Consider the following 22,053-nt stretch of genomic DNA (forward strand, 5'->3'; position numbering starts at 1 on the left):
TGACATCTGACCTGGGGTTCAGCAGAGCCCCCTGTCGGATTCGAACCGACGACCTACGCATTACAAGTGCGTTGCTCTGGCCAGCTGAGCTAAGGAGGCGCGCGCTACGTCGCCGTACGCGAGGCGGCACCACTGTACACAGAGCCCGTTACGCCGAGCCACGAAGTTCCGTTCGGGCCCCTGCCGTGCGGTGAAGCCGCGGTGAACCGCCACGGACAGCCATGACGTGCCGCTTCGAAAATTTCCGCGAAGTTCACAGGCCCGGAACTACTGACAGACGTGTGAACGCCAGGTACCGTCCTGAGCCAGTTCACACGCGTGGACTACACCACAACGGAATGACCGTCGTGGCACCGCCTTCCTACTCGGATCGTCCGGCACGTTCCTGCCGGTAGAAGGGGTTCATTCACCATGGCCACTGTCTCGTTCGACAAGGCGACCCGGATCTACCCGGGTTCCACCAAGCCCGCCGTCGACGCGCTGGAGATCGACATCGAGGACGGCGAGTTCCTCGTCCTCGTCGGCCCCTCCGGCTGCGGCAAGTCCACCTCGCTCCGCATGCTCGCGGGGCTCGAGGACGTCAACGGTGGAGCCATCCGCATCGGTGACCGCGACGTCACGCACCTGCCGCCCAAGGACCGGGACATCGCCATGGTGTTCCAGAACTACGCGCTCTACCCGCACATGTCCGTCGCCGACAACATGGGCTTCGCGCTCAAGATCGCCGGCGTCAACAAGGCGGAGATCCGGCAGAAGGTCGAGGAGGCCGCGAAGATCCTCGACCTCACCGACTACCTGGACCGCAAGCCGAAGGCCCTCTCCGGCGGTCAGCGCCAGCGTGTCGCCATGGGCCGCGCCATCGTGCGTGAGCCCCAGGTGTTCCTCATGGACGAGCCGCTGTCCAACCTGGACGCCAAGCTCCGCGTGTCCACCCGTACGCAGATCGCCTCGCTCCAGCGCCGCCTGGGCATCACCACCGTCTACGTCACCCACGACCAGGTCGAGGCCATGACGATGGGCGACCGTGTGGCGGTCCTCAAGGACGGTCTGCTCCAGCAGATCGACACCCCGCGCAACATGTACGACAGGCCCGCCAACCTCTTCGTGGCCGGCTTCATCGGCTCCCCGGCGATGAACCTCGTCGAGGTGCCGATCACCGACGGCGGCGTGAAGTTCGGCAAGTCGGTCGTGCCGGTGCAGCGCGACGCGATCGCCGCGGCCACCGACAAGACCGTCACCGTGGGCGTGCGCCCCGAGCACTTCGAGGTGTCGGACGTCGAGCAGGGCCTCGCCGTCACCGTCAACGTCGTCGAGGAGCTCGGCGCCGACGCGTACGTCTACGGCACCGCCCAGGTCGGCGACGACTCCAAGGACCTCGTCGTCCGCGTCAGCGGCCGTGAGGTCCCGGACAAGGGCAGCCAGCTGCACGTCGTGCCCCGCTCCGGCGAGACCCACGTGTTCTCGACGTCGACCGGTGCGCGCCTGTCGGACTGATCAACCAGCAAACGCACAACCCCGGGTAATTCACCCAGGTTGACGAAGAGGGCCTCGCAGCGCGCTGCGGGGCCCTTCTCCTTGTCGAAAAATACCCCGGCAGACCGGACGTTTCGAGCTTTGTGCGTCAACGCCATACCCAGAAAATGGCACTCTCTCATCCCCCGAACCGGTGACTAAATGTCTACAAACCATTACCGGGCGCTACCCTCACACGCGTGAAGCACTCCATGAACCAACAGACGCGACGCGGCCGGGGCCCCGCCCGCCGGATCGGCCGCACCCTCGCTTTCGTCCTGCCCGTCGTCCTGGTGCTCTCCGGGACCCTCGCGGTCACCCGAGTCAACTGGTCGGGGAACTCCACCGACCCGGTGCTCACCGCCGCGGACACCTCCGTGGGCAGTCCACGGGCCGCCAAGCGCGCCCCCCAGGACGTCCTGCGCGACAAGCTGCTGACAGAACTGCAGGAGGAGGACCCGGGCGTCGCCCTCACTCACCTCCAACAGGCCGTCAACGGCCGCCCGTCGCTGGCGAAGCACTGCGCGTCCATCGCCCGTGCCCTCGGCCAGGCCGCCGTCCGGGTCTACGGCCCGACCCGCGCCCAGTCCTACGCGCGCCCGGTCTGCGACACCGCCTTCGCCACCGGCGTCGCCGCCGCGCACAGCTGAGCGCACCGCCCTGCCACCGGGTGGGAAGTCCCTGACGGCTGACGCGGGAACGATCGTCAGCCGATGTCCCGGGCGGGACGCCACGTACAGTTCGTGTCCATGAGCGATCCGAGCGCCGCGTCCCGCCCCGTTCAAGCCGTCGTTCTGGCCGGTGGCCAGGGCTCCCGGCTGCGTCCGTACACCGACGACCGGCCCAAGCCGATGGTCGAGATCCCCGGGACGGGGACGCCGATCATCGGCCATCAGCTGTCCTGGCTCGCCGACGAGGGTGTGACGGACGTCGTGGTCTCCTGCGGCCATCTCGCCGAGGTGCTGCAGAAGTGGCTGGAGACGGCCGAGCTGCCCGTCTCCGTGACGACGGTCGTCGAGCCGGAGCCGCTCGGGCGTGGCGGCGGCCTCAAGTACGCCGCGGCGCGTCTCCCCCACCCCGACCAGCCCTGGTACGCGACGAACGGAGACATCTGGACGCGGTTCTCGCTGCGCGACATGGCCGATTTCCATGCCGAGCGGGACGCCGTCGCGACGCTGGCGCTGGCGCGGCCCCGGCTGCCGTGGGGAGCGGTTCAGACCGACGGGTTCGGGCGCATCACCGACTTCATCGAGGCGCCGCCGTCGACCTTCGAGATCAACGCCGGCGTGTACGTCTTCTCCCCCGAGTTCGCCGGGCTGTTGCCGCACCGGGGCGACCATGAGCGGACGACGTTTCCCCGTCTGGCCCGTGAGCGGCGGCTGGCCGGGTTCACGATCCCGCAGGGGTCGTACTGGCGGGCCATCGACACGGCGAAGGATCTGACCGAGGCGGCCAAGGAACTGGCCGCGTTGGGACGCTAGGAGTTCGGTGCGGGGGCCTGCACGGCGGGCGGTGTACCACGGCCGGTGGCCGGTTGTCGGTTGCTCGCGCCGTTCCCCGCGCCCCTGACGCGCGCCGCAAGCCGCCCACGGCCTACCGCGCGACCGCGGGCCCGTCGTGGTTGCTCGCGCAGTTCCCCGCGCCCCTGAGGGGCGCCGCAAGCCGCCCACCGCCTACCGCGGGCCCGTCGTGGTTGCTCGCGCAGTTCCCCGCGCCCCTCAGGGGGCGCCTGGCCTCAGGGTGTCGACAGGCCCCGCACCGTGGTGGTGCGGGGCCTGTCGGGTTCTCGGTCGCGGGGCTAGCCCAGCAGGCCGCCCACCAGGCCCGGGCGCCCGGTGGAGGAGGAGCCGCCGCTGCCCGAGCCGCCCGTCGAGCCCGTGCCGCCCGTCGCCGTGCCGCCGGAGGTGGGGCCGGTCGTGGTGCTCGGGGCCTGGTCGGCCGGGGAGGACTGCTGGGGCGGGGCCTGGCCCGCGGTGCCCTGGGTCTGGCTGGGAGAGCCGCCGGTGACGTTGCCGGTGTCGCGGGTGGCGCCCGGCCTGGTCGTGGTGCCCGCGCTGGGGCTCGCCGAGCCGGCCGTGGCGCCCTGGGTGGGCGAGGAGGAGGCCGACGGGGTCCGCTTGTCCTGCCGCTTGCCGGGCTCCCCCGGCAGCGGGGAGCCCGGCAGCTCATTGCGCGGGGCCTCGCCGGGGCCCGGGACGACGACCCGGTCGGCGTCGCGCACGGCGCCGCCGAGCAGCGAGCCGACGAGCAGGGTGATCCCGGTGGCGATGGCGGTGACGAGGGCGCCGCGGCGCAGCACGTAACGCCGCAGGTCCCAGATGTCGGCGCGGGGGCCGAGGCGGCGCCAGGCACTGCCGGCCAGGCGGCCGTCGACGGAGTAGACGGGGGCGCCGGCGATGATCAGCGGAGACCAGGCGGCGAGGTAGATGATGTCGGGGGTCTCGTAGGCGGGGACGCTCTTCCAGCTGACCGTGACCAGCAGCGCGGCCGACAGCAGGGCGCCCAGGCACGCGGCGACGCGCTGCCAGCAGCCCAGGACCGTCAGGACGCCGACGATGACCTGCGCGAAGGCGATGACCAGACCGGCGCCGACCGGGTGCTCGAGGGCGAACTGGCGCAGCGGCTCGGCGACTTCCCACGGGTGCAGGGTGTTGAGCCACTTGACCATGGAGCCGCGCTTGCCGCCGTCGAAGTAGACGGGGTCGCACAGCTTGCCCATGCCGGCGTAGATGGAGATGAAGCCGAGGAAGACGCGCAACGGGAGCAGGACGACGCCGAGGTTCATCCGGCGGCCCGGATAGTAGGCGTGCCGGGCCGGGTCGTCGCCGTGCCGCTTGGCCCGGCGCCCGGTGTCGTCCGCGCCGGTGGCGGACTCCTCGAACTCGCCGTCCTCATAGGCCGGTTCGTCGTAGGCGCTGCCGACGGTGCGCATCGGCGGCAGCAGCCGGGTGCCGTCGGCGGGCTCGTAGGTGCGCTGGGGGCCGACGACCGGGGTCTCGACGGTCTGGGTGAGGTCGTTCTCGTAGCCGGCGCCCTCGTAGCCGGCGCCGCTGTAACCCGCACCCTGGTGTCCGGGGCCGTCGTAGCCCGGGCCCACGCGGGAGATGACCTGGGTGGCTCCGGTGCCGGAGGCCGGCTCGTCGGTGTGGCGGACGCTCTCGTGCCGCACGGCTTGCAGAAGCCGGTGCGCGCCGGTGTCGTCGGGGGCGGATCTGCCGCTCCAGACGACGGGCCGGCGGCGGGCGGTGACCCCGTCCGCCTCGCCCCTAGCGAGGGGCATGCGGGCGGTGTCCTCGGTGGCGGTCAGATGCCGTGCGACCCGGGGGGACTGAACGCGACGCGTCGAGACGCCCAACTGCACGCGAAAGCTCGCGTGGTTGACGATGACCTGCGCCGGGTCGCTCGGCACCTTCACCATGCTCAGCGCGGGAGCGTCGTCGAGTCCCGACGAGCGGTCCCCCGTGGGTGTGCGGGGTGTTCTGGTGTCCACACTCATCTAACCGAGTGACGTCGGGTTAGGACACTGCTTTGACCCGCCGGATCTGTCCGGACCCCGTCAAGCTTGTCCCCGTCGCCCCGATGACACCGGAATTACCCCGTACGGGTGAAGTTCCGGACGCCTGTTCAACGCCGTCGGCGGGCCGCCTCGTACAGCACGATCCCCGCCGCCACACCGGCGTTGAGCGACTCGGCGCCGCCCGGCATCGGGATCCGCACCCGGTGGTCGCAGGTCTCCCCGACCAGCCGGGACAGCCCCTTGCCCTCGCTGCCGACGACGATGACGACCGGGCCGTCCAGCGCCTGAAGCTCGCTGATCTCGGCCTCGCCGTCGGCGGCCAGGCCGACGACCGCGATGCCGGCCTTCTTGTACGCCTCCAGGGCCCGGGTGAGGTTGGTGGCGCGGGCGACCGGGGTGCGGGCCGCGGCGCCGGCGGACGTCTTCCAGGCACCGGCCGTCATACCGGCCGCGCGGCGCTCGGGGACGACGACGCCGTGACCGCCGAAGGCGGACACGGAGCGGACGACCGCGCCGAGGTTGCGCGGGTCGGTGACGCCGTCCAGGGCGACGATCAGCGGGTCCTCACCGCCGTCGTAGGCGGCGGACGCCAGGTCCTCGGGGTGGGCGTACTCGTACGGCGGGACCTGGAGGACCAGGCCCTGGTGGTTGAGACCGTTGGTCATCCGGTCCAGCTCGGGACGCGGGGCCTCCATGAGGTTGATCCCGCCGCGCTCGGCGGCGACCTGGAGGGCCTCGCGCACCCGCTCGTCGTTGTCGATGAACTGCTGGACGTAGAGCGTGGAGGCGGGGACGCCCTCGCGCAGCGCCTCCAGGACCGAGTTGCGTCCGACGACCAGCTCGGACGTGCCCTTGCCGCCGCGGCCGCGCGCCACGGGCCGGCGTACGGCCTGCTTCGCCTTGGCGTTGACGATGCGGTTCTTCTTGTGCCCCTTGCGCATCTCGGCGGGCGGGGTCGGGCCCTTGCCTTCGAGGCCCCGGCGTCGCTGGCCGCCACTGCCGACCTGCGCGCCCTTCTTGCCGGACATGCGGCGGTTGTTCGCGGCCATTGAGCTACTCGTCTCCGTGAAGTGATTCGTACGTACGTCTGTTATGTCTGTGCAGTGTGCCGCCCCAAGGCCCGGGCGGCACAATCGATCAGCCCGTGGGGCTTGTCTCAGCGCGGTCCGAGACTCCAGCGCGGTCCCTGCGGGCCGTCCTCGATGACCAGGCCGGACTGGCTCAGCTGGTCGCGGATGGCGTCCGCGGTGGGCCAGTCCTTGCGGGCCCGGGCGGCCTCGCGCTGGTCGAGGACCATGCGGACGAGCGTGTCGACCACACCGTGCAGGTCGTCGCCGCGGTCGCTCTCCCCGGCCCACCGGGCGTCCAGCGGGTCGAGGCCGAGCACGCCGAGCATCGCGCGGACCTCGGCGAGCCGGGCCACGGCGGCTTCCTTGTCGTCGGCGGCCAGCGCGCTGTTGCCCTGCCGGACGGTGGTGTGCACCACGGCGAGTGCCTGCGGTACGCCCAGGTCGTCGTCCATGGCCTCGGCGAAGGCGAGCGGCACCTCGGGAGCGGGCTCGACGACGCCGGCCTTCTCCACCACGCGCTGCACGAAGCCCTCGATCCGCGCGAACGCCGACTCGGCCTCGCGCAGCGCCTCCTCGCTGTACTCGATCATCGAGCGGTAGTGCGGGGTGCCGAGGTAGTAGCGCAGCACGATGGGACGCCAGCGCTTGACCATCTCGCTGACCAGGACCGAGTTGCCGAGCGACTTGGACATCTTTTCGCCGCTCATGGTGACCCAGGCGTTGTGCACCCAGTACCGCGCGAAGTCGTCGCCGTAGGCCTTGGCCTGGGCGATCTCGTTCTCATGGTGCGGGAAGACCAGGTCCAGGCCGCCGCCGTGGATGTCGAAGGCGGTGCCGAGGTACTTGTGCGCCATCGCCGAGCACTCCAGGTGCCAGCCGGGACGGCCACGGCCCCAGGGCGTCTCCCAGTCGGGCTCGCCGGGCTTGGTGGCCTTCCACATGGCGAAGTCGCGCGGGTCGCGCTTGCCCGAGACGCCCTCGTCGGGCTGGCGCAGGTCGTCGATGTCCTGGTTGGACAGTGCCAGGTACTCGGGGAAGGAACGGACGTCGAAGTAGACGCTGCCGTCGGCGACGTAGGCGTGCCCGCGCTCGATGAGGCCGCGCATCATCTCGACCATCTCGGTGATGTGGCCGGTGGCCCGGGGCTCGTACGTCGGGGGCAGGCAACCGAGCGCGCGGTAACCGTCGTTGAACGCGCGCTCGTTCTCGTAGCCGATGGCCCACCAGGGGCGGTTCTGGTCGGCCGACTTGGCGATGATCTTGTCGTCGATGTCCGTCACGTTCCGCACGAACGTGACGTCGTAGCCGCGGTACTCGAACCAGCGGCGCATGATGTCGAAGTTCAGCCCGGAGCGGATGTGCCCGATGTGCGGGGCGGCCTGCACGGTGGCACCGCACAGGTAGATCGAGACGCAACCCGGCTGGAGCGGGGAGAAGTCACGAATCTGCCGGGCGCTGGTGTCGTACAGGCGAATAGTCACCACTCCAGGGTAGTGGGCACCGGGGTGTGCCTCAGGACCTTCCCCTCGGGGCGCGCATATTCGTGACATTGGCCGTCGGTGCGCCCCGGGCCCCTGCCCTCAGCCGGCGCGCACGACCAGCGCCGTGGCCACCGCCATCAGCCCTTCCTCGCGGCCGGGGAAGCCGAGGCCGTCCGTCGTCGCGCCCGACACCGACACCGGGGCTCCGGCCGCCTCCGACAGGAGTTTCTGGGCCTCGTCCCGGCGCTTGCCGATCTTCGGGCGGGGACCCACCACCTGGACGGCGATGTTGCCGATCCGGAAGCCCGCCTCGCGCACGATGCGCGCGGCCTCCGTCAGCAGGCTGACCCCGGAGGCGCCCGACCACTCGGGGCGGCCCGTGCCGAAGTGCTGCCCGAGGTCGCCGAGGCCGGCGGCGGAGAAGAGGGCGTTGCAGGCGGCGTGGGCGACGACGTCCGCGTCGGAATGGCCGGCCAGGCCCGGGCCCTCGCCCTCCCACTTCAGACCGGCGCACCACAGCTCGCGGCCTTCCTCGAAGGCGTGGATGTCGGTGCCGATGCCGACCTGGGGGAGCGGGAACCCGTCCGGCGGCAGCCGGAGATCAGATGCCTCAGAAGCCATCGTTGAGCCTCCTGCGGGCCAGGACCGCCTCCGCGAGGACCAGGTCGAGGGGGCGGGTGACCTTGAACGCCTCCTCGTGGCCGGGGACGGCCACGACCGTGAGGCCGAGCTGCTCGACCATGCCGGCGTCGTCGGTGACCTCGCCGGTCACCGTCTCGTGCGCCCGGACCAGCGTGGTCCGGTCGAAGCCCTGCGGGGTCTGCACGGCCCGCAGCAGGGCGCGCTCCGGCGTGGCGACGACCGGCTCCGGCTCGCCGGGGGTGCCGGCGGGCTCGACCTGCTTGACGGTGTCGGCGAGCGGCAGCGCCGGGACCACGGCCGGGGCACCGTCCCGTACGGCCTCGATCACCGCGTCGACCGTGTCCACCGGGACCAGCGGCCGGGCAGCGTCGTGGACCAGCACGATGTCGTGGCCGGGGGGCAGCGCGTCCAGGCCGAGCTTCACGGACTCCTGGCGGCTCCGCCCGCCCGGGACGACGAGGAAGTCCGTCCGCTCGGGCAGCGCGTGCGCGTCGAGCAGCGACCTGACCTCGGCGGCACCCTCGGGCGGGGCCACGACGACGACCAGGGAGACTGCGCGGGAGGCGGCCATCGCGCGGACCGCGTGGATCAGCATGGGGGTGCCGCCCAGCGCGCGGAGCGCCTTGGGGGCGCCCGGGCCGAGTCGTACACCCCGGCCGGCGGCCGGGATCACGGCCGCCGTGCGGGCCGCGGAGGGGGCGGCAGACGGCGTTGGACGCGAATCGTCAGACATCGGTTCCTGTCAGGTTTGTGTGCTGGCCTGGCGTGGGTATGGCCTGGAGGAGTGCCGGGCGCGACGCGCTCGACCGGACCCTTCCGTGACGCTGGTCGAGCCGGCTGCCCGGGCCCGGCACCAACACCGGGGCGTGAGTGATAGCACACCCCGGGGTGACGGCGCATCGGCGCCGGAGTACGAACATGCCGCAGCGCCCGGCGACAAGGAATTCGTCATCGGGCACCGCGGCATTTCGATGTGCAGGCGCGCTTGATACGCAGAGCGCTGAGCGACCGGCTTCGCCTCAGGAGGCGAGAACCTCGTCGAGCAGAGCTTCGGCCTTGTCCTCGTTGGTGTTCTCCGCGAGGGCCAGCTCGCTCACCAGAATCTGGCGGGCCTTGGCGAGCATGCGCTTCTCACCGGCGGAGAGTCCACGCTCGCGCTCACGACGCCACAGGTCACGCACCACTTCCGCGACCTTGATGACATCGCCCGAGGCGAGCTTCTCCAGGTTTGCCTTGTAACGACGGGACCAGTTCGTGGGCTCCTCGGCGTACGGCGCGCGCAGCACCTCGAAGACCCGGTCCAGCCCGTCCTGACCGACCACATCACGCACGCCGACGAACTCCGCATTGTCCGCTGGCACACGTACCGTCAGGTCGCCCTGGGCGACCTTCAGCACCAAGTAGGTCTTGTCCACGCCTTTGATCTGGCGAGTTTCGATAGCCTCGATCAGCGCGGCCCCGTGATGGGGATAGACCACGGTGTCGCCAACCTTGAACGTCATGTGACAGGTACCCCTTCCGTGGCTATCCAGGGTAACACGGAAACTGCGGGTTCTGAATGGCGTTTTCGCAGGTCAGGGCATATCTCGGGGCTTGACAACTCCGACAGGGACGTGCTTCGGACAGGGAGTGGAAGAAGGTATTCGCAGGTGGGAGCGGCTCTCCGGGGCGAGCGAAACGCGTACGTTACACGCATCCGGAGCATCCTCCAGAAGGCCGAACATCCCCATATGTCCGGTTCCGTATGATCGACTTCCGCTACTCCGTTCGGAGGCCCGAGCCGGGTTCCGGTCGAATCCGGAATTGATCACGAGCTGCCCCGGCGGGCCGCCGGGTGATCAATTCCGAGGGCTCCGCGCATTCCTTCACGGAAATTTCGCGGTACCGCCCGGGACTCTTATGTGAATGCCGGACGAGCACCACGCCAATGTGACGCAGGAGTCACGCGTGACTCAGGTGGGATCAGCGGTGCCGGGGGGTCGGGTGCGGCCGGACGTGGGCGGCTCGGTAACCTAAGGCCCGCTGACAGACACTTAGGGCGGCTTTATCGGCCGCTCCGCTCGAGTCAAGGAGTTGCCGCCGCCGTGAGCAGCAGCCTTCGACGCGGTGCCCTCGCCGCCGTCGTCACCGCGTTCTCGATCGCCTCGCTCGCCGCGTGCGGTGCCGGCTCCAACGCCCAGACCCTGGAGATCCAGCCGGACAACGCGGCCACCAGCGTCGGTGACATCAAGGTCCAGAACGCGATCGTGATCACGCAGCCCGACCGCGAGTCGACCGGCCCGGCCGCGATCTCCGCGACCTTCTTCAACTCCGGCAGGAGTGCCGAGACGCTGGAGTCCATCACCCTCCCGGGCACCGGCAAGACCGCCGAGCTCAAGCCCGCCAAGGGCGGCAGCCTCAGCATCCCGCCCGGCGGCTCGCTGATCCTGGGCGGCCAGAACAACGCCACGGCGATGCTGCCGAGCAGCCGTGAGGCCGTGCAGGACGGCAATGCCCAGAAGGTCACCTTCACCTTCAGCAAGACGGGTGCCGTGAGCCTGAGCGCGTTCGTCGTCCCCGCCGAGCACTACTTCAAGGAGTGGGGCCCGACCGAGGTCCCGGCCGCGCCGGGTGCCTCGTCGTCCCCGTCCGGGTCACCGTCCGGCTCTCCTGCCGAGGGTGAGCCGGGCGCGCCGGAGAGCCCCGCGGGCGGTGGGACGCCGGGTGGCCACGAGGCGTCCGGCACGCCGACCGACGCGGCGTCGGCGAGTGCGGGCGCGGGCGCGGGGCACTGAGCGGTCAGAACACCGAGCAGTCGTAGAACAGGGCGGGACCTCTCCTGGGAGAGGTCCCGCCCTTTGTGCCGCCGTGGTGCGCGGCCGGTCTACGGCTTGTGCCGCCGTGGTGCGCGGCCGGTCTACGGCTCGAACTTGTAGCCGAGGCCGCGGACCGTCACCAGGTAGCGCGGGGCGCCCGGGTCCGGCTCGATCTTGGCGCGCAGGCGCTTGACGTGGACGTCGAGGGTCTTGGTGTCCCCGACGTAGTCGGCGCCCCAGACGCGGTCGATGAGCTGCATGCGCGTCAGCACGCGGCCGGCGTTGCGCAGCAGCATCTCCAGCAGGTCGAACTCCTTCAGCGGCAGGTCGATCTTGGTGCCGCCGACGGTGACCACGTGCCGGTCGACGTCCATACGGACCGGACCGGCCTCCAGGGCCGCCGGGGTGACCTCCTCGGGCTCGCCGCGGCGGCGCAGCACGGCACGGATGCGCGCGACCAGCTCGCGCGAGGAGAACGGCTTGGTGACGTAGTCGTCGGCTCCTATCTCGAGCCCGACGACCTTGTCGATCTCGCTGTCCTTGGCGGTCACCATGATGACGGGGACGTTGGAGCGGCCGCGCAACTGGCGGCAGACCTCGGTGCCCGGCAGGCCGGGCAGCATCAGGTCGAGAAGGACGAGGTCGGCGCCGTTGCGCTCGAACTCGTCGAGTCCGTCGGGCCCGGTGGTCGCGACGGCGACCTCGAAGCCCTCCTTGCGGAGCATGTACGACAGGGCGTCGGAGAAGGACTCCTCGTCCTCGACGACGAGCACTCGGGTCACGGAAGGACCTCCGGGGCGGGAAGCGTTTCGTACGCTGTTGATTCGGGGGATGTGGGGGTGGACCGCCCGGCCTCCACGTCGAGGCCCGCGCCTCCTGCGCGTGTCTCTCGGGCGGGCTGCTGATGTGCGCGGTCGCGGGCCGCGCCGGCCTCCGGCAGCCGCAGGGTGAAGGTGGAGCCCTGGCCTTCGGCGCTCCACACCGTGACTTCCCCGCCGTGCGAGGCGGCCACGTGCTTCACGATCGCCAGCCCCAGTCCCGTGCCACCGGTGGCACGGGAGCGGGCCGGGTCGACGCGGTAGAAGCGCTCGAAGATGCGCTCCTTGTCCTTGTCGGAGATGCCGATGCCCTGGTCGGTCACGGCGATCTCGATGTGGTCCCCGCCGGCCGCGTTCACACTGCGGGCCGCTATGCCGACGCGGGTGCGGGCGGGCGAGTAGTTGACCGCGTTCTCGACGAGGTTGCCGAGCGCGGCGGCGAGCTGGCCGCGGTTTCCCCACACGCGCAGGTCGGCGGCGCCGCCCGCGGCCATGGTGATCTGTTTGGTGCCGGCCTGGTGCCGGCAGCGGTCGATGGCCTCGGCGACGAGCTCGTCGACGCGGACCGGCTCGGCGTCCTCCAGCGGGTCGTCGTTCTGCACCCGCGAGAGATCGATGAGCTCCTGCACCAGACTGGTGAGCCGGGTGGCCTCGATCTGCATGCGCCCGGCGAACCGCTCGACGGCCTCGGGGTCCTCGGAAGCGTCCATCACGGCCTCGGAGAGCAGCGAGAGGGCACCCACCGGCGTCTTCAGCTCATGGCTCACGTTGGCGACGAAGTCGCGCCGGACCGCCTCGATGCGGCGGGCCTCGGTCAGGTCCTCCACGAGCAGCAGCACCAGCCGGGAGCCGAGCGGCGCGACCCGCGCGGAGACGGCCAGGGCCTCTCCTCGTCCGGTGCCGCGCCGTGGCAGGTCCAGCTCGACCTGGCGTATCTCGCCGTCCCGTCGGGTGTCCCGGGCCATCTGCATCATCGGCTCGACGGCGAGCTTGCCGCCGCGGACCAGACCGAGGGCGTACGCCGCCGAGCTGGCCTTGACCACGGCGTCCGCCTCGTCGAGGACGACCGCGGACGACCTGAGGACCGACAGGACCGTGTCCACGCCCGGCGGAAGCACCGCGTCCGTGTGCAGGGAGCTACGGGTGGGGCGCTTCTGCTCGCGCTCACTCCAGCGGAACGCGAGCATGGCGATGACGCCGGTGAGCACCCCGGCGATCGCTGCCGCTGCGGCGACCGCCGCGTTCACGTCCATGCACCCAGGTTAGGCATGGCTCGGGCACCCTCCACAGCCGTGGGACTGCGAGCTCGAACACTCGTCGCCCAGAGTTCACCTTGGAGCCAGTATTGGTTCATTTGGGAGGACGGAAACGGACGCGTACGGGGCCGAACGTGGGAGCGTGGGGTTCGGACCGTTGGTAATACGACGGTCGTACCGCCGGTTGTCCGGTGGGCCCCGGCCCTTGGACCCCCGACTGAGACGTACGAGAGGGAAGCCTGATGCGGGACGCGTACCACGAGGAACTGGACTCGATCGGCGACGGTCTGGTGGAGATGGCCCGGCTGGTCGGGTCGGCGATCGGGCGCGCCACGACCGCCATGCTCGACTCCGACCTGAAGCTGGCCGAGAACGTCATCGAGGCCGACCAGAAGGTCGACGAGCTCCAGCACGACCTGGAGGCCAAGGCCATAGCCCTGCTGGCGCGGCAGCAGCCGGTGGCGACGGACCTGCGGATCGTCGTCACGTCGCTGCGGATGTCGGCCGACCTGGAGCGCTCGGGCGACCTCGCCCAGCACGTGGCGAAGCTCGCGCGCCTGCGCTACCCGGACCGCGCGGTCCCGAGCGACCTGCACGCCACCATCCTGGAGATGGGCCAGCTCGCGCAGCGCCTGATGGCCAAGGCCGCCGAGGTGATCATCACCAAGGACGTCGACCTGGCGCTCCAGCTGGAGCAGGACGACGACGAGATGGACCTGCTGCACCGCACGCTGTTCCAGCACCTGATGGACGACCGCTGGAAGCACGGCATCGAGACGGCCGTGGACGTCACGCTGCTCGGCCGCTACTACGAGCGGTTCGCCGACCACGCGGTGTCGGTCGCCAAGCGCGTGGTGTACCTGGTGACGGGTGAGCACGCGGACGAGCTCCAGACGGACGCGCAGCCGGAGATCCAGGGGGTTTCGGGGGCGCTTTCGGGGGCTTCGGGGGCGGAGAGCGCCTGACGGGCCGTGTCGGGGCGGACGCCGGGTACGGCCGGGGCGGGCGCCTGGTACTGGCCGGGGGCGGCTGTGGATCGACTGCGGCTTGGTTGGGATCGGCTGGGGCTTGGTTGGGGATCGGCTGGGGCGCGTGGGCGCCTCAGTGCGCCGTTGATGCGCCCAGCGGAACGGGCATCCAATGGGCACAGGCACCAGCCTCGAGGAGGGACCCATGGCCGAATCCCCCAGCACGACGCCCGACCCCGCCCGGCAGCGTGAGACCGAGCAGCCCGTCGAGATCAGGAGCCTGCCCCTGATCGCCGCGTGCGGCTGCGGCTCGGGCTGCGGCTGCGGGTGTCAGTCGGGCAGCCCTTGCCAGTGCGGCTGACGCCGGCGCGTTGTTGTGCGTACGACCTGTGGGGCCCCGGCGGTTTCGCCGGGGCCCCACAGCGTCGGGTCGTCGGGTCGTAGGGCCTGGGTCGTAGGGCCTGGGGTCGCCCGGGTGGCCGTACGGGCGGAGCATGAGAGGTAGGCAAGGCGGCGCGGGCGAGCGCCGTGCCGGGAAGGAGGCGCGAGGCATGCCCAAGTTCATGGATGTCCATCGCGGCATGGAAGGCATCACGGAGGAACAGCTGCGTGAAGCCCACAACGCGGACCTCGCGATAGAGAAGGACGAGCAGGTCCACTTCGAGATGGCCTGGGCGGACCCGGAGTCCGGCCACGTCTACTGCCTCTCCGAGGCGCCCTCGGCCGAAGCGGTCCAGCGCATTCACGAGCGCGCCGGGCACAAGGCGGACGAGGTGCACCCGGTGCCGTTGACCGTGCGGTGACCTGAGGCACGACCTGACGTACGCGGCCCGTCAGCGGCCCCGGCCGGCATTCAGGCGGGCCGCCTGGCGGGTCAGGTAGTCGCGTTCGGCGAGGTTGGGGGCCTTGTGGGCCGCCTCGGAGTACAGGCGGGCCGCCGCTGCCAGGTCGCCGTCGCGTTCGTGGAGGTATGCCGCCACCGCGGTGTGGCGGGGCAGGGAGTCGTCCAGCGCCGCGAGCGCCGCCAGTCCGGCGCGCGGTCCGTCGGCCTCGCCGACGGCCACCGCGCGGTTGAGGCGCACGACCGGGCTGTCGGTCAGACGTGTGAGTTCGTCGTACCACTCGACGATCTGCACCCAGTCGGTCTCCTCCGCGGTGGGCGCGTCGGCGTGCAGCGCCGCGATGGCGGCCTGCACCTGGAACTCCCCCAGCCGGTCGCGGGCGAGGGCCGCCTGGAGGATCCCGACGCCCTCGGCGATCGACGCGGTGTCCCACCGGCGGCGGTCCTGCTCGGCCAGCGGCACCAGGCTCCCGTCGGGCGCGGTCCGGCCGGCGCGCCGGGCGTGGTGGAGCAGCATGAGCGCGAGCAGCCCCGCCACCTCCGGGTGGTCGATCGCCGCCGCGAGCTGCCGGGTGAGCCGGATGGCCTCGGCGGCGAGGTCGACGTCGCCGGAGTAGCCCTCGTTGAAGACCAGGTAGAGAACGCGCAGCACGGTGGCGACATCGCCGGGCTGGTCGAACCGTACGCCGGAGACGGTGCGCTTGGCTCGGCTGATGCGCTGCGCCATGGTCGCCTCGGGCACCAGGTAGGCCTGGGCGATCTGCCGGGTGGTGAGCCCGCCGACGGCACGCAGGGTGAGCGCGACCGCCGACGACGGCGTCAGCGAGGGATGGGTGCACAGGAAGTAGAGCTGGAGCGTGTCGTCCACGTCGGGCGCGGGCCCGGGCGGCGGCTCCTCGTCGACGAGGTCCTCACGCCGGCGACGGGCGCTGTCCGACCGCGTCTGGTCGAGGAACCTGCGCCAGGCCACGGTGACCAGCCAGCCCTTCGCGTCCCGCGGCGGGTCGGCCGGCCAGACGCGGACCGCCTCGACCAGCGCGTCCTGTACGGCGTCCTCGGCCGCCGCGAAGTCTGCTCCGCGGCGGACGAGGATCCCGAGCACGCTCGGCGTGAGGCTCCTCAGCAGTGCATCGTTCATCCGTGAGGGCACTCCGTGATGGTGGGCGACGCGGCCAGGAACGGGCGCAGCTCGAGCCACTCGTGGATCGGCTTGCCGCCCGCGCCGGGGGCGGCGGACAGTTCCCCGGCCAGCTCGACAGCACGCTCGTAGCTGTCGACGTCGATCACCATCCAGCCGGCGATGAGGTCCTTGGTCTCGGCGAAGGGGCCGTCGGTGACCGGCGGGCGCCCCTCTCCGTCGTACCGGACGAACGTCCCCTCGGGGGCCAGCGCCTGGCCGTCGACGAACTCGCCGGTCTTCTCCAGCCGGGCCGCGAAGTCGCCCATGTACTGCACGTGCGCCGAGATCTCCTCCGGCGTCCACTGGTCCATCGGCACGTTGTTGACCGGAGCCGGGGCGCCGCGGTAGTGCTTCAGCAGCAGGTACTTGGCCATCGTGTCTCTCCTCCGTACTGATGCGACCCATCTTGGCCGCCTTCACCCCGGGGACGGAGCGGGACGCGGGTTCTCGACATCGCCGCCGAACTTTTTTCTGTCAGCTTTTTTGTCAGCTTTTCTTTCCGCGGTTCGGAGGGTGCTGGGGCGTGCTGGGGGTGCTCACTGTCCGACGCGGCCGTCGATCCGTTCGCGCAGGAGGTCGGCGTGGCCGCAGTGCCGTGCGTACTCCGCGATCTGCGCGACCAGGAGGTCACGGAGCTGGACTTGTCCGCCGGGTTCGGGGCCGAAGTCGGAGTGGCCGGCGTTGCGGGTGGCGAGGTCGGTGACGCCGGCCAGGTAGCGGTCGGTGCGCTCAACCTCGGTACGCCACTGCCGCCAGGCCTCGTCCACGACGGCCGGGTCGGCGACGGCACCGTTGAAGTCACCGTCCCGGTCCTCCGCCGTGCGGTACAGCTTCGGCGCGTCCTCGCCGGCCATCACCCGGCGAACGTGCCGCTCCTCCTCCGTCAGGTGCCGCACCAGCCCGAGCAGGGACATCGTGGACGGCGGGGCGGACCGCCGGGCCATCTGCTCGGCGTCCAGGCCCGCGCACTTCATCTCCAGAGTGAGGCGGTAGTTGCGCAGGTAGTCGAGGAGGATGCCGCGTTCGTCGACCGGTTGGGTGTCGGTCTCGCGGGGGTCGTCGCCGGGATCGACCCACATGTCGGGGTAGATGGACGACCGCGTCCACCGGGTCGTGTCCGACGTTGCCGACGTCGCTGCTTCGCCGGTGTGCTCACTTGAGACCATGCGGGCATGGTGGCCCGGGCGGGGCGGGGCCGCCATCGAATATCGGGGCGCGGCCGGATCTGCTCGTGGTCGGACGGCAGGGACGGCCCAGCCGTAGGTCACATGAACGGCGTCAGCCCGCGGAAGCGGCCCGCCATTGCGCGGTGATGCACCCCTCTTCCATGTCCCACCACTCCCTGGTCACGCGGCGTTCAAGGCGCTGGGTGATCCAGTGCGGCTGCGTCTGCTGTCGCTGATCGCCTCACGTGCGGGCGGCGAGGTCTGCGTGTGCGACCTGACCCCGGCCTTCGACCTGTCCCAACCGACGATCTCCCATCACCTCAAGCTGCTCCGACAGGCCGGGCTGATCGACTGCGACCGCCTCGACACCGTCACCCGCGACCGCCGTTCGCGTTGGTCGGAGGCGCGGGCAGCTCCCTCGGCATCTGGGTGGGCGCTCCCGAGTGGGCCGTCGCCGTCGGAGCCATCCTCGTGACGTTCCGAGTGAGCGTCCGCATCTGGAAGAGGCGGGGCATCCAGCGTCACGGCCCACCACGGCCCAGCCATGACGTCAGGCCCCCTACCAGCGGAGAAACCCCTGGTAGGAGGCCTGACGCAGCGGGCTTACTTCTTCTTCCCCTGGGTCTGGCGGGCCCGTTTTTTGGCCGTGGTCAGAGGGGTGACCGCCCCAACTGACCTGCGGTCGGGCGGTCGTTGGTGGTCGTCGTCTGTCGCCGTTGGTCGTCCTCGGAGGGCCCAGAGAGGGCCCGGCGGTGTCGCCCCGGACCCTCACTCACAAAGAGGAGCAGCCCGCCCCATTGTGCTAGGTCCCACTGTGCCGCGCGTCAGCCGTTTGATGCGGCACTTCGAGGAGCGTACTCACGTCACCGTGCCCGTCGCGGTGGCCGATGGGCAAGAGGTCATGCGGCAAGGCGACTTCACCTGCCGGACGTTGGGCAAGCCACCCCGAACGTCTGTGGGACGGCGCCTCGGTGCGTACGTGCTTGAATCCCAACCGTTCGTAGTAAGCATGCAGCCCGGTGTTTGTGCGCCACGTGTCGATACGCACCCAGTTTCTGCCTTCGAGCGCTGCGAGGCGGGACATCCAGTCGATGACCCGTGTTCCGAGGTGCCGGCCGGACGCTTCGCGCGCCACCATCAGCTTGTACAGGTACAGCGCTGACTCGGGGCGGTCGGCATCCGTCCAGAAGTCACGGTCAACAGGGCCACGACTGACGGTCGCAAGCACCCTGTCCTGCTCGCCGACGACGACCCATGCACGCCCCTCATCTATGCTGGCGCGCCATTTGGCGATGGCTCGTTCGCCGGTCTCCGGGTCGCTCCACTGGTCCGTGCCTTTGGTACGCAACCACTCTTCCGCCTCTGCTCGCAGAGCCAAGAGGGCGGGTACGTCCTCCGCCGCAGCGGGGCGGAGGTACTCAGTCCGTGCTGACTTCATAGAGGATCTTGTGCCTGTCTCCGGGAAGGATGGTGACCATGCAGCGGAGGGGCCGACCGTCCGCGTCATAGCCCGTTCGCGTGTGCTCTGCGATTGGTGTTGCCGCAGGTAGGGCAAGGAGTTCAGCCTCCGGTCGGGTCGGCATGCGCACTGAGATTTCGTCCACGTACTTGGCTTGGACGAGTCCCACAGAAGCCAAGATGCCGCCGGGTGCGGAGACGTCTCGGGGCTCCATCAAGGGCGTGCCGCTCACGAGTTCCTGAGGGAAGTACGAGTCGGCGAGCGCGTAAGGCCGGTTGTCTATGTACCGGACGCGCTTGCGGGCTACGGCCAACCCGTCTGCGGGAAGTTCGAGGCGCTCGCGTACGTGAGACGGAGGCTCAACGATCGACACCGAGATGTCTTGACGAGGGTTGTTCCCGTTTTCCTCAATCACGCTTGCCCACTGGTCGCCGGCGGTTCGCCCTTCGACCGCGTTGGCGTGGCGACTTCGACTCTCCAGCGTCGTCCAGTTCCACACGACGGGCGGGTAATCCTCACGGACGTACTTCCCTTGCCCCTGCCCCGTGACGACCAGACCTTCCTCGATCAGGAGGCGGACGCCGGAACGGATGGTTTCGCGACTGTAGCCGTACTGGCTCATCATCTTGGACTCGCTGGGGAGTGCCTCACCCCCCCTCAGCACCCCGGACAGGATCTGTTCGCGCAGGTCGTAGGCGATTTCCTGAGCCTTCGTCATACCGCGTCGCACTGATAAGACTTCCCCTCTACTCCGACTCCTCCGTACAAGTTAGACCAGGGGGCTTGACTCTCCAAGTCAGACTCGTGCAGTCTTTTGCCAGGGCACTCCTCCAGACAAGCCAGACGGGGTGTCACGTACAGCCTTGCCGTACAGCAACGCCCAGAGGAAAGCCCGCGGGGGCGAGTACGAAGGAAGCGTCCGTTATTTGAAAACTCAACAGAGTGTCGAAGTAAGACCATCGCCCCTGTTCGCCGCAGTGGGCGAGCGCGTACGGGTTCGTCCGGTACGCGGTTCAGCACGACCGTCACCCGCAACGGTTCTGCGGGCCGGTTGCCTCCGCTGCACGTCTCGTACGTGCAGCGCTGAGGGGAGCCGGATGTTCCGACTTCAACGGCGCGCGGCCCCGGAGGTGCAACTCCGGGGCCGCTGTTCGGGCCGTTCCACCTACCAGGGAGAACACGACCCAATGGACCACATCGTCACTGTTCAGGACGCTGTTACCGCGTTCGCCGACTGGATCGAACCGACCAACGATGAGCTGGACGCCATCGAGGCGGAGATGCCGCTGATCCTGGCGGACGTCGACCTGATCGACGCACAGATCATCACGCTCGACCGCCTCCCCAACGAGCTGGACACCCGCCGTATCCGCCGCGCCCGCAACCGGGTGCTCAGCGAGCGTCGGGCCCTGGCCAACCGCACCGCCGGCGTCACGCTGCCCGGCGGTGCGGCATGAGGCCGACCCCTTCCCCGCGCGGCTGGGAGCTCCTGCTCGCCATGGCGGGTGCGCTGGCGGCGATGGCCGGTACAACGGCCGTCTTCGTCACCCACGAGCAGGCCTGGCGTTACCTGGTCGCGGCCGGCTGCTTCGCACAGTTCATCGGCTGGGTCCGGCACGGCCGGCGCCTGAGGGGCGGTGCCCGATGAACCGCACGGGCCGTATCGCTCTCGTCCTGGCCCTGGTGGCCGTGGTCGGCATGGCGTTTCGGGTCTCCTGGAACGCGCTGCGGGACATCGCCAACGCGGTGGGCGCGGACCAGACCGCCGCCACCCTCTACCCGTTCGTGGTCGACGGACTGATGGCACTCGCGCTGGTCGCCACGCTCGTGCTGGTCGGCCAGGACCGGACGTTCGCGCTGCGGGTGCTGGGCACCTACACCGCCGCCTCGCTGGTCCTCAACTACGTTCACGGTCTGGTCCCCGCCCTGCACGGTCGGGCGGTCGACTGGGGACGGCTCGCCGACTGGGACCCCGCCAACTGGGCTCTGGTCCTGCTCGCTACCTCGCTTCCGGTCGGGTCGATCTACTTCGGGTCCGATCTGGTCGCCAAGGTGCTGCACCACCGCCCCGCCCCGATTCCCACCGCAGAAACGAATGCGGAGGAATCCACCAAGACCGAGAGGAATCGGTCTACGGCTGACCTGCCGGAATCGACCCCCGCCCCGATCACCGCGACGGTCGTGCGGGTGCCCGACCCGGTACCGGTCGACTACCTGAAGTCGGCTCTGCCGCTCAAGCCCGTTCCCGCGATCGCCCCGCCGATCGCACCGACCCCGGTCACGCCGACCGTGCGCCGTGCATCGGCTGCCGAGTCGACCCGACCGCGTCGGGCGACCGGTCGGGTTCCCCAGGCGGCCCGATCGGCGCGGCCCAAGCGCACCCCCGCTCAGTTGCTCGCTGAGGCGCGCACCGCGACAGCCGGTTGGACGGACGCTCAGATCACGGCGGAGGGCATCCGGCGCGAGGTGCACACCTCGCCCGCGAACGCGCGGACGCTGCGGGACACGCTCCTTGCTGAGCGTGCCGCCACTGTCGGGACGCCGTGATGTCCGCCGCGTGGGGCAAGTGCTTCGACCCTGCCGGGGCCCGCTACGGGATACCCACCTACCCGTGGCGCCTGGCACCGGACGGGTTGGCCACCCGCCGGCAGTTACGGGCCCAGGGCCTGCGTCCGGGCGGTCAGCCGATCGCCGCGCAGGCCATGCGCATCAACCGCCGTACCGGCACGCCGCGCGTGGCCTACCTGTACTGCGTCGACCGCGCGCTGCCCGTGCGGCCGATGACCTCGCGCAAGTGGGGCGCCCTCGCCCTGGCCATGCTCGCCCGCCGCACCTGCCCCTCGTGCGGCATCACCTACAGCTACTGCATTTCCCGCCGCTACGGCATGTGCGGGATGTGCATCGACGCCAACCACGCTGCTCAGACAGGGAGTTGACATGGGTAAGCCCGATACCCGTCGCCTGGACAAGGCGATCAGGCTGACGGAGCGCAAGTTGGAAGCGGTCCGCAATGGTGAGATGTGGCCGCTGACCGGACAGGAGCGGCGCCAGGTGCTGCGGGCGCTGGCCGGAGGCTCCTACAAGGTGGCGCGGGGCAAGAGTGCTGCGCGCGCCGAACGGCAGATGGACAGCGTCTCGACGTCTGCTGAGACCCGGCTGATTGCCGAACTGACCGCGTTGCAGGGCGAGCGTCAGCGGATCGTGACGGAGGCCGCCAAGGACAAGGCCGCCAAGAAGTCGTCGGGTTGGTGGTGACCGCGCCCACCAGCGCACTTCCCGCCGCATGACGCGCGGCCCGTACGCCTCGCCTGCCGGGGTGGTCGCCCCTGCCACGGACCCGGCCACCCC

At 70.5% G+C, this 22,053-nt stretch carries 26 protein-coding genes and 1 tRNA gene; 13 read left to right on the plus strand and 14 right to left on the minus strand.

Going from position 1 to position 22,053, the window contains the following annotated elements:
* Positions 1-25: 25 nt before the first annotated feature.
* Positions 26-99, minus strand: a tRNA-Thr gene (locus CEB94_RS18355).
* 312 nt (positions 100-411) lie between these two features.
* On the opposite strand from CEB94_RS18355, the gene CEB94_RS18360 reads away from it, so the two are divergent.
* The 3 genes from CEB94_RS18360 to CEB94_RS18370 all read left to right on the plus strand — a co-directional run bounded on the left by CEB94_RS18360 (position 412) and on the right by CEB94_RS18370 (position 2,993).
* Entirely contained in the window at positions 412-1,494 is a 1,083-nt protein-coding gene (locus tag CEB94_RS18360) for an ABC transporter ATP-binding protein (RefSeq protein ID WP_175433274.1), read from the plus strand.
* Positions 1,495-1,712: 218 nt separating this feature from the next.
* Positions 1,713-2,162 carry a hypothetical protein gene (locus CEB94_RS18365; protein ID WP_175433275.1) on the plus strand — a complete coding sequence of 150 codons (450 nt, stop codon included), beginning with the start codon at positions 1,713-1,715 and terminating at the stop codon, positions 2,160-2,162.
* Positions 2,163-2,261: 99 nt separating this feature from the next.
* Positions 2,262-2,993: a nucleotidyltransferase family protein gene (locus CEB94_RS18370; protein WP_175433276.1), complete on the plus strand. Its 732-nt coding sequence runs from the start codon at positions 2,262-2,264 to the stop codon at positions 2,991-2,993.
* Between the two features lie 317 nt (positions 2,994-3,310).
* Here CEB94_RS18370 and CEB94_RS18375 read toward each other — a convergent pair whose 3' ends face one another.
* The 6 genes from CEB94_RS18375 to CEB94_RS18400 form a co-directional block, all read right to left on the minus strand.
* Complete coding sequence (locus tag CEB94_RS18375; RefSeq protein WP_175433277.1) at positions 3,311-5,008, minus strand: DoxX family protein; 1,698 nt, start codon at positions 5,006-5,008, stop codon at positions 3,311-3,313.
* 128 nt (positions 5,009-5,136) lie between these two features.
* Positions 5,137-6,078 carry a 23S rRNA (guanosine(2251)-2'-O)-methyltransferase RlmB gene (gene rlmB, locus CEB94_RS18380; protein ID WP_175433278.1) on the minus strand — a complete coding sequence of 314 codons (942 nt, stop codon included), beginning with the start codon at positions 6,076-6,078 and terminating at the stop codon, positions 5,137-5,139.
* 107 nt (positions 6,079-6,185) lie between these two features.
* Positions 6,186-7,580, minus strand: coding sequence for a cysteine--tRNA ligase (gene cysS, locus CEB94_RS18385; protein ID WP_175433279.1), 1,395 nt, complete (start codon positions 7,578-7,580; stop codon positions 6,186-6,188).
* Positions 7,581-7,679: 99 nt separating this feature from the next.
* Positions 7,680-8,201: a 2-C-methyl-D-erythritol 2,4-cyclodiphosphate synthase gene (ispF, locus tag CEB94_RS18390; RefSeq protein ID WP_175433280.1), complete on the minus strand. Its 522-nt coding sequence runs from the start codon at positions 8,199-8,201 to the stop codon at positions 7,680-7,682.
* Entirely contained in the window at positions 8,191-8,955 is a 765-nt protein-coding gene (gene ispD / locus CEB94_RS18395) for a 2-C-methyl-D-erythritol 4-phosphate cytidylyltransferase (protein ID WP_175433281.1), read from the minus strand. The genes ispF and ispD overlap by 11 nt, the downstream gene beginning before the upstream one ends.
* 286 nt (positions 8,956-9,241) lie before the next feature.
* Positions 9,242-9,724: a CarD family transcriptional regulator gene (locus tag CEB94_RS18400; RefSeq protein ID WP_003953493.1), complete on the minus strand. Its 483-nt coding sequence runs from the start codon at positions 9,722-9,724 to the stop codon at positions 9,242-9,244.
* 582 nt (positions 9,725-10,306) lie between these two features.
* Between CEB94_RS18400 and CEB94_RS18405 the strand changes: the two genes are divergently transcribed.
* Positions 10,307-10,996 carry a copper chaperone PCu(A)C domain-containing protein gene (locus tag CEB94_RS18405; protein WP_175433282.1) on the plus strand — a complete coding sequence of 230 codons (690 nt, stop codon included), beginning with the start codon at positions 10,307-10,309 and terminating at the stop codon, positions 10,994-10,996.
* Between the two features lie 122 nt (positions 10,997-11,118).
* On the opposite strand, the gene phoP is transcribed toward CEB94_RS18405, so the two are convergent.
* Together phoP and phoR are read right to left on the minus strand one after the other, a co-directional pair.
* Positions 11,119-11,790 carry a two-component system response regulator PhoP gene (gene phoP, locus CEB94_RS18410; protein ID WP_020271862.1) on the minus strand — a complete coding sequence of 224 codons (672 nt, stop codon included), beginning with the start codon at positions 11,788-11,790 and terminating at the stop codon, positions 11,119-11,121.
* Between the two features lie 5 nt (positions 11,791-11,795).
* On the minus strand, positions 11,796-13,088 hold the full coding sequence (gene phoR / locus CEB94_RS18415; RefSeq protein ID WP_175433283.1) for a two-component system sensor histidine kinase PhoR: 1,293 nt from the start codon (positions 13,086-13,088) through the stop codon (positions 11,796-11,798).
* A gap of 245 nt (positions 13,089-13,333) precedes the next feature.
* On the opposite strand from phoR, the gene phoU reads away from it, so the two are divergent.
* The 3 genes from phoU (at position 13,334) to CEB94_RS18430 (ending at position 14,862) form a co-directional block, all read left to right on the plus strand.
* Positions 13,334-14,056 carry a phosphate signaling complex protein PhoU gene (phoU, locus tag CEB94_RS18420; RefSeq protein WP_175433284.1) on the plus strand — a complete coding sequence of 241 codons (723 nt, stop codon included), beginning with the start codon at positions 13,334-13,336 and terminating at the stop codon, positions 14,054-14,056.
* Positions 14,057-14,264: 208 nt separating this feature from the next.
* Positions 14,265-14,420: a hypothetical protein gene (locus CEB94_RS18425; protein WP_175433285.1), complete on the plus strand. Its 156-nt coding sequence runs from the start codon at positions 14,265-14,267 to the stop codon at positions 14,418-14,420.
* A 190-nt stretch (positions 14,421-14,610) separates the two neighbouring features.
* Complete coding sequence (locus tag CEB94_RS18430) at positions 14,611-14,862, plus strand: SCO4226 family nickel-binding protein (RefSeq protein WP_053670838.1); 252 nt, start codon at positions 14,611-14,613, stop codon at positions 14,860-14,862.
* A 30-nt stretch (positions 14,863-14,892) separates the two neighbouring features.
* On the opposite strand, the gene CEB94_RS18435 is transcribed toward CEB94_RS18430, so the two are convergent.
* From CEB94_RS18435 to CEB94_RS18445, 3 genes are all read right to left on the minus strand, one after another.
* Positions 14,893-16,038, minus strand: a complete 1,146-nt coding sequence (locus CEB94_RS18435) for an RNA polymerase sigma factor (protein ID WP_175433286.1) — start codon at positions 16,036-16,038, stop codon at positions 14,893-14,895.
* Positions 16,035-16,454 (minus strand): YciI family protein, encoded by a 420-nt coding sequence (locus CEB94_RS18440; protein WP_175433287.1) that lies wholly within the window; start codon positions 16,452-16,454, stop codon positions 16,035-16,037. Before CEB94_RS18440 ends, CEB94_RS18435 begins: the two co-directional genes overlap by 4 nt.
* A 162-nt stretch (positions 16,455-16,616) precedes the next feature.
* A complete protein-coding gene (locus CEB94_RS18445; RefSeq protein WP_175433288.1) occupies positions 16,617-17,246 on the minus strand; it encodes a DinB family protein in 630 nt (209 codons plus the stop codon).
* 136 nt (positions 17,247-17,382) lie between these two features.
* Here CEB94_RS18445 and CEB94_RS41895 point away from each other — a divergent pair, with 136 nt between their 5' ends.
* Positions 17,383-17,721, plus strand: a complete 339-nt coding sequence (locus CEB94_RS41895; RefSeq protein ID WP_342789613.1) for an ArsR/SmtB family transcription factor — start codon at positions 17,383-17,385, stop codon at positions 17,719-17,721.
* Positions 17,722-18,048: 327 nt separating this feature from the next.
* On the opposite strand, the gene CEB94_RS18455 is transcribed toward CEB94_RS41895, so the two are convergent.
* Both CEB94_RS18455 and CEB94_RS18460 read right to left on the minus strand, forming a co-directional pair.
* On the minus strand, positions 18,049-18,684 hold the full coding sequence (locus CEB94_RS18455) for a GNAT family N-acetyltransferase (protein ID WP_281292508.1): 636 nt from the start codon (positions 18,682-18,684) through the stop codon (positions 18,049-18,051).
* Complete coding sequence (locus CEB94_RS18460) at positions 18,665-19,423, minus strand: GntR family transcriptional regulator (protein WP_175433289.1); 759 nt, start codon at positions 19,421-19,423, stop codon at positions 18,665-18,667. Before CEB94_RS18460 ends, CEB94_RS18455 begins: the two co-directional genes overlap by 20 nt.
* Before the next feature lie 469 nt (positions 19,424-19,892).
* Between CEB94_RS18460 and CEB94_RS18465 the strand changes: the two genes are divergently transcribed.
* From CEB94_RS18465 to CEB94_RS18485, 5 genes are read left to right on the plus strand one after another with little or no spacing between them, the layout of a single operon-like run.
* Positions 19,893-20,162 (plus strand): DUF6284 family protein, encoded by a 270-nt coding sequence (locus tag CEB94_RS18465; RefSeq protein ID WP_175433290.1) that lies wholly within the window; start codon positions 19,893-19,895, stop codon positions 20,160-20,162.
* A complete protein-coding gene (locus CEB94_RS18470; RefSeq protein ID WP_175433291.1) occupies positions 20,159-20,353 on the plus strand; it encodes a hypothetical protein in 195 nt (64 codons plus the stop codon). The genes CEB94_RS18465 and CEB94_RS18470 overlap by 4 nt, the downstream gene beginning before the upstream one ends.
* Complete coding sequence (locus tag CEB94_RS18475; protein WP_175433292.1) at positions 20,350-21,252, plus strand: DUF2637 domain-containing protein; 903 nt, start codon at positions 20,350-20,352, stop codon at positions 21,250-21,252. Before CEB94_RS18470 ends, CEB94_RS18475 begins: the two co-directional genes overlap by 4 nt.
* Positions 21,252-21,641 (plus strand): RRQRL motif-containing zinc-binding protein, encoded by a 390-nt coding sequence (locus tag CEB94_RS18480; protein WP_175433293.1) that lies wholly within the window; start codon positions 21,252-21,254, stop codon positions 21,639-21,641. The genes CEB94_RS18475 and CEB94_RS18480 overlap by 1 nt, the downstream gene beginning before the upstream one ends.
* A 1-nt stretch (position 21,642) precedes the next feature.
* The gene (locus CEB94_RS18485; protein ID WP_175433294.1) at positions 21,643-21,960 is read left to right on the plus strand and encodes a hypothetical protein; all 318 of its coding nucleotides are present in this window, start codon (positions 21,643-21,645) and stop codon (positions 21,958-21,960) included.
* Positions 21,961-22,053 lie beyond the last annotated feature (93 nt).

Source organism: Streptomyces hawaiiensis (assembly GCF_004803895.1).
Classification (GTDB): Bacteria; Actinomycetota; Actinomycetes; order Streptomycetales; family Streptomycetaceae; genus Streptomyces; species Streptomyces hawaiiensis.